This window comes from Micromonospora sp. S4605, assembly GCF_003176715.1.
GTDB classification, from domain to species: domain Bacteria; phylum Actinomycetota; class Actinomycetes; order Mycobacteriales; family Micromonosporaceae; genus Micromonospora; species Micromonospora echinaurantiaca.
The window spans coordinates 1-5,227 of sequence record NZ_QGSW01000430.1; the positions used below are offsets into that span (position 1 = coordinate 1).

A 5,227-nucleotide genomic window follows, 5' to 3' on the forward strand; every position below is an offset into this window, starting at 1 on the left:
CCACACCTTCGCTCACCGCCTGCTAGCCGCCACCGCCCGGCGTGTCACGTCAACAACTTCATGATCAACGGGGCGGATCGCCGGTGCTGGGCCGGGCGGTGGCGGCTAGCAGGCGGTGAGCGAAGGTGTGGCAGGGGCGGGCGAGGTGGGGTGGGGCGTCGATGGTGAAGTCCGCGTCCAGGAAGGCGAGGTTGAGCAGCAGCCACTGCCAGGAGTCGACCGAGACGGCGATCCGGGTCCGCCGGTCGTCGACGGCATCGACCTCGACGTCGTGGTACCTGAGGGCGTCGAGCACGCGGTGCGCCGGCGCCTCGACCACGAGGGTGACCCGTTGCCCAGCTCTGCCGAGACCGCGCCGCAGGTATTCCAGGGCGGACTCGGCCGGCAGCGGCCGGGGTGCGTAGCGGGTGCCGGTCCGCACCGGGCCGTCGACCCGGTCGAGCCGGAACACCCGCCAGTCGGTCCGGTCGATGTCCCATCCCAGGAGGTACCACCGCAGCAGGTGGTGGACCTGCCGGTACGGCTCGACCCGTCGCCGGCTGCGCGCGCCGTGCGCGTCGGTGTAGGTGAACGTGACGACCTCGGCGTCGGCGATGGCGTCGGCGAGCAGGCCGAGTTGCTCGGCGGTCACCGGCGGCGTCTCGTGCCGGCCGGTCTCCAGGCTCGCCCGGACGGCCGCCACGCGGGGACGCAGCCGGGCGGGCAGGAACTGCTCCAGCTTGCCGTAGGTGCGGGTCGCCGCCTCGTCCAACGCGCCGTACGTGGCCGTTCCGGTGGCGGCGAGCGAGGCGAGACCGAGCAGGGTGGCGATCGCCTCGTCGTCGTCGAGGACGAGCGGCGGCATGGTCCGGCCGGCCGCGAGCCGGTAGTAGCCGCCCGGCCCGGGCTGGGTGTCGACCGGGTAGCCGTAGCCGCGCAGCCGCTCGACGTCCCGGCGCAGCGTGCGCGGGCTGACCCCGAGCCGCCGGGCCAGTTCGTCTCCGGTGAACGACCGGCCGCTCTGCAGGGTCGACAGCAGGGAGAGCATCCGCCCGGTCACATCCGCCACGACCCCCATTCTTCCGGTGATCGAGGTCAGGATCCGGCCACATCTGCTCGTAGCGTCGCCGGCATGGACCACCGCAGCATCACCATCCGGGGCGCCCGCACCAACAACCTGGCCGCCCTCGACGTCGACGTCCCGCGCAACCGGCTGGTCGTCTTCGTCGGCGTGTCCGGGTCGGGCAAGTCGTCGCTGGTGTTCGACACCATCGCCGCCGAGGCGGGCCACCAGCTCAACGAGACCTTCCCGCCGTTCGCCCGCAACCGGCTGCCGAAGTGGACCCGGCCGGAGGTCGAGCACATCGGCGGCCTGTCGCCGGTGATCGTGGTCGACCAGCGCCGGATCGGCGGCAACGCCCGCTCGACGGTCGGCACCATCACCGACGCCTGGACCTACCTGCGGCTGCTCTTCTCCCGGGTGGGCACGCCGCACGTCGGCGAGTCGAACCGGTTCTCCTTCAACGACCCGGCGGGCATGTGCCCGACCTGCTCCGGCCTCGGCGAGGTGGTGGCCAGCGCCGTCGACCGCTTCCTCGACCTGGACCGGTCGTTGGCGCAGGGGGCGATCCGGCTGCCCGGATTCGGCGACGGCGGCTACTGGTACGCCCAGTACGCCGACATCGGCACCTTCGACCCGCACACCCCGCTGCGCGAGTGGAGCCCGCAGGAACGGGCGGCGCTGCTGTACGGCGGGGAGGCCGCCGCGAAGCTGGGCCGCAAGCCGCCCAAGGCGTACGAGGGGGTGGTCGAGCGGTTCGAGCGGATCTACCTGCACACCTCCGACAGCCTCTCCGAACGCAAGCAGGAGGTCATCCGCCGGTTCACCCGCTCCGAGGTCTGCCCGGAGTGCCACGGTGACCGGCTCAACGAGGCGGCCCGTACGGCCACCGTGCTCGGCCACACCATCGGCGAGCTGTCCCGGATGGAGGTCGGCGAACTCGCCGGTCTCGTCCGGAACGTCACCGCCGCCCCGGTGGCGCCGGTGGTCGCGGCGCTGACCGCCCGCCTGGACGCGATCACCACCATCGGGCTCGGCTACCTCACCCTGTCCCGGCCGACCACGACCCTCTCGGGCGGCGAGTCGCAACGGATCAAGATGGTCAAGCACCTGGGCTCCAGCCTGATCGAGATGACCTACCTGGTGGACGAGCCCACCGTCGGGCTGCACCCGGCCGACGTGGCGGCCACTGTCCGGTTGCTGGAGCGGCTGCGCGACCGGGGCAACAGCGTCCTCGTCGTGGAGCACGACCCCGCCGTGATGGCCCGCGCCGACCAGGTCGTCGAGATCGGACCGGGCGCCGGCGCCGACGGCGGCCGCCTGGTGTTCCAGGGCAGCTTCGCCGAGCTGTGCCGCGCCGACACCCCGACCGGGCGGGCACTGCGCGGGCGCCGTCCGGTGCGGCGGGAGCCACGGGTCGGCACCGGCCGCCTCACCATCGCCGACGCGAGGCGCAACAACCTGCGGGGGGCGACCGTGGCCGTGCCGACCGGCGTGCTGACCGTACTGACCGGGGTGGCCGGCTCCGGCAAGTCCAGCCTGGCCGCCGAGCTGGTGGCCCAGCACGCCGCGACGGTCATCGACCAGAGCCCGGTCAGCACCAACCGGCGCTCCACCCCGATCACGTACACCGGCATCGCGCCGGCGATCCGCCGGCTGTTCGCCGCGCGCAACGGCGTACCGGCCGCGCTGTTCAGCGCCAACTCCGCCGGCGCCTGCCCGGACTGCCGGGGCCTCGGCGTCATCCACACCGATCTGGCCTTCCTGGACGGGCAGGAGGTGGTCTGCGAGACCTGCCAGGGCCAGCGGTTCACCCCGGAGGTGCTCCGCCACACCGTCGACGGGCTGTCCATCGCCGACGTCGACGCGCTCACCGTGGACCAGGCCGTCGCGCGGCTGTCCGACCGGCAGATCGCCAGCGCGCTGCGCCACCTCGCCGACGTGGGCCTCGGCTACCTGCGACTCGGCCAGTCGTTGAGCACGCTCTCCGGCGGCGAGTGCCAGCGGCTGAAGATCGCCAGAGAGCTCCGCGAGACGGCGCAGCCCACCACGTACGTGCTCGACGAGCCGACCACCGGCCTGCACCTGAGCGACGTCGACACCCTGCTGGCCCTCCTCGACGGCCTCGTCGACCGGGGCCACACGGTCGTCGTCATCGAGCACAACCTCGACGTCGTCCGTCGCGCCGACTGGCTCATCGACCTCGGCCCCGGCCCCGGCCGGCACGGCGGCACCGTGCTCTACCAGGGGCCGGTCGCCGACTACACCGACCGGGCCACCCCGACCTGCGCGGCCCTCACCGGCCACGTCCGGTCGGCGGACCGCCGCCACGCCTGGGCCGGTGCGGCGCACTGACGCCGATGCCGCCCCGAGCGGCCCCCGCCGGCTACTGGCCGAAGGTGCGGCGCAGGTTCCCGTTGACCAGCTGGTTCATCCGCTTGCGCAGGTGCCCCAGCAGCGACGGGTCGGGCAGCGGCTCGGCCACCAGCAGGGTCCAGCGCAACTCGGTGCCGTACGTGCCGTCGAACTCCAGCTCGAAACGCACCTCGGCATCGGGTCGCCGGGGCCACAACGACGACCAGACGACCAGGCGCGGGTGCTCAGCGCGGAGGATCCGCGGCGGTTGCTCGTCGTCGAGCAACCGCAGCCAGGGGCGCGCCGGGTCGCGGTCGGGCTCGGTGAGCGCCTCGAACACGACGGCCGGTGGCGGCGGTTGGTTGCGCCGGCGGCTGCCGGCTTCGAGCAGCCCGGTGGCCGTCGGGCCGTCCGGCCGGGGCGGCGCGGCGGGCTCCCGGGACGGAGGCCGGCCGCTCACGCGTTGCCCAGGTGGGCGCCGAGGCGGCGGACCGTCTCGGCGGCGGCGATGGCGTCGCTGCGGGCGCTGCCGTGCCGGCCGTCGCTGCTGTAGATCGACGGGTCCGCGGTGAGCGGGTGGTCGGTGAGCCGCACGTGCAGGGTGCCGAGCCGCTGCGCGAGCGCGCCGGTGCGAGCGGAGAGCCGGCGCATCCGCTCGGCCAGGCCGGCCCGGTGCCGCTGCGGGACCGCCGGGCTGTGCGACACGTCGAACATCCCGACGGTGATCACGTCCGCCCCGGCGGCCCGCAACGCCTCGATCATCGCGGTCAGCTCGGCGTCGACAGCGTCCGCGTCGTAGGCGGGGGAGAAGGCGTCGTTGCCGCCGCAGACCACCAGCGCCAGGTCGGGCTGGAAGGCGAGCGCCGGGGCGAGCTGGGTGGCGCGTACCTCGTGCGCCCGCAGCCCGCGCAGCCCCAGGTTCAGGTACGCCAGGTCGGGCGCCACGGCCCGCAGCTCGGCGGCGATCCGGTCGGCCCACTGCACCTCCGGGTAGCCGTCCACCGGCTCGCAGAGCCCTTCGGCCACGCTGTCACCCAGCACCGCGAAGCGCCGCCACGGATGCCCGCGCAGCAGCGCCGCGCTCTCCCCGGCGCGCAGGCACCACGGATCGGTCGCTTCGGTCGACGTCGATGGCATGGGCGTACGCTAATCGACCGCGTCGGCTGCGGGCAGCGGCCCGTCGGGCAGGGTGACCTCCGCCGGGTGGACCCTCGACCGCTCCGTCCGGAAGGGCCACCCGCCGCCGGCATGATGGGCGGCGGAAGGGGGCGGACCATGGCGCAGGTGGCGGTCTGCGGCCCGGCGTCGGCGACCGGGACCGAGCTGGCGTACGCCCGCCGGGTGGGTGAGCTGCTCGCCGAGCGGGGCGTGACGGTGCTCTGCGGCGCCGGCGGCGGGGTGATGGCGGCGGCCGCCGCCGGCGCCCGCTCCCGGTCCGGCCTGGTGATCGGCGTACGTCCGGACGACGGCACCGAACCCGGTCCGGCCGACTGTTCAGCGGTGCTGGTCACCAACATGGGCCAGGCCCGCAACGCGATCCTGGTGTGGAGCGCCGACGCGGTGATCGCCGTCGGCGGGTCGTGGGGCACGCTCAGCGAGGTGGCGCTGGGCCTGCGCCGCGGCGGCATCCCGGTGGTGGTGCTCGGCGGCTGGCGGATCCTCGACGCCGACGGGCTGCCCGTGCCCGGCCCGGTGCACGTCGCCACCGCGGAGGAGGCGGTCGCGGCGGCCCTGTCGGATTGACGTCGCCGGGGCCCCGACCGCGCGGCGCGGCGGCCCGCCGGCGGCCGTCCCGACTCGACGACGGCGGGGGCCGGCCGGACGTCGGGGGAC

General features: G+C 74.7%; 5 protein-coding genes. 2 read left to right on the forward strand and 3 right to left on the reverse strand.

Features of this window, described 5'->3' with window-relative positions; translation table 11 throughout:
- Positions 1–64 precede the first annotated feature (64 nt).
- Positions 65–1,048 carry a helix-turn-helix transcriptional regulator gene (locus DLJ47_RS33295; protein ID WP_109906077.1) on the reverse strand — a complete coding sequence of 328 codons (984 nt, stop codon included), beginning with the start codon at positions 1,046–1,048 and terminating at the stop codon, positions 65–67.
- A 63-nt stretch (positions 1,049–1,111) separates the two neighbouring features.
- On the opposite strand from DLJ47_RS33295, the gene DLJ47_RS33300 reads away from it, so the two are divergent.
- Complete coding sequence (locus tag DLJ47_RS33300; RefSeq protein ID WP_109906073.1) at positions 1,112–3,394, forward strand: ATP-binding cassette domain-containing protein; 2,283 nt, start codon at positions 1,112–1,114, stop codon at positions 3,392–3,394.
- Positions 3,395–3,425: 31 nt separating this feature from the next.
- Here DLJ47_RS33300 and DLJ47_RS33305 read toward each other — a convergent pair whose 3' ends face one another.
- The gene (locus DLJ47_RS33305; protein ID WP_233258157.1) at positions 3,426–3,854 is read right to left on the reverse strand and encodes a hypothetical protein; all 429 of its coding nucleotides are present in this window, start codon (positions 3,852–3,854) and stop codon (positions 3,426–3,428) included.
- A complete protein-coding gene (locus DLJ47_RS33310) occupies positions 3,851–4,531 on the reverse strand; it encodes an SGNH/GDSL hydrolase family protein (protein ID WP_109906075.1) in 681 nt (226 codons plus the stop codon). Before DLJ47_RS33310 ends, DLJ47_RS33305 begins: the two co-directional genes overlap by 4 nt.
- A 138-nt stretch (positions 4,532–4,669) precedes the next feature.
- Here DLJ47_RS33310 and DLJ47_RS33315 point away from each other — a divergent pair, with 138 nt between their 5' ends.
- Complete coding sequence (locus tag DLJ47_RS33315) at positions 4,670–5,137, forward strand: SLOG cluster 4 domain-containing protein (protein WP_158289929.1); 468 nt, start codon at positions 4,670–4,672, stop codon at positions 5,135–5,137.
- The last annotated feature ends 90 nt before the right edge of the window (positions 5,138–5,227 follow it).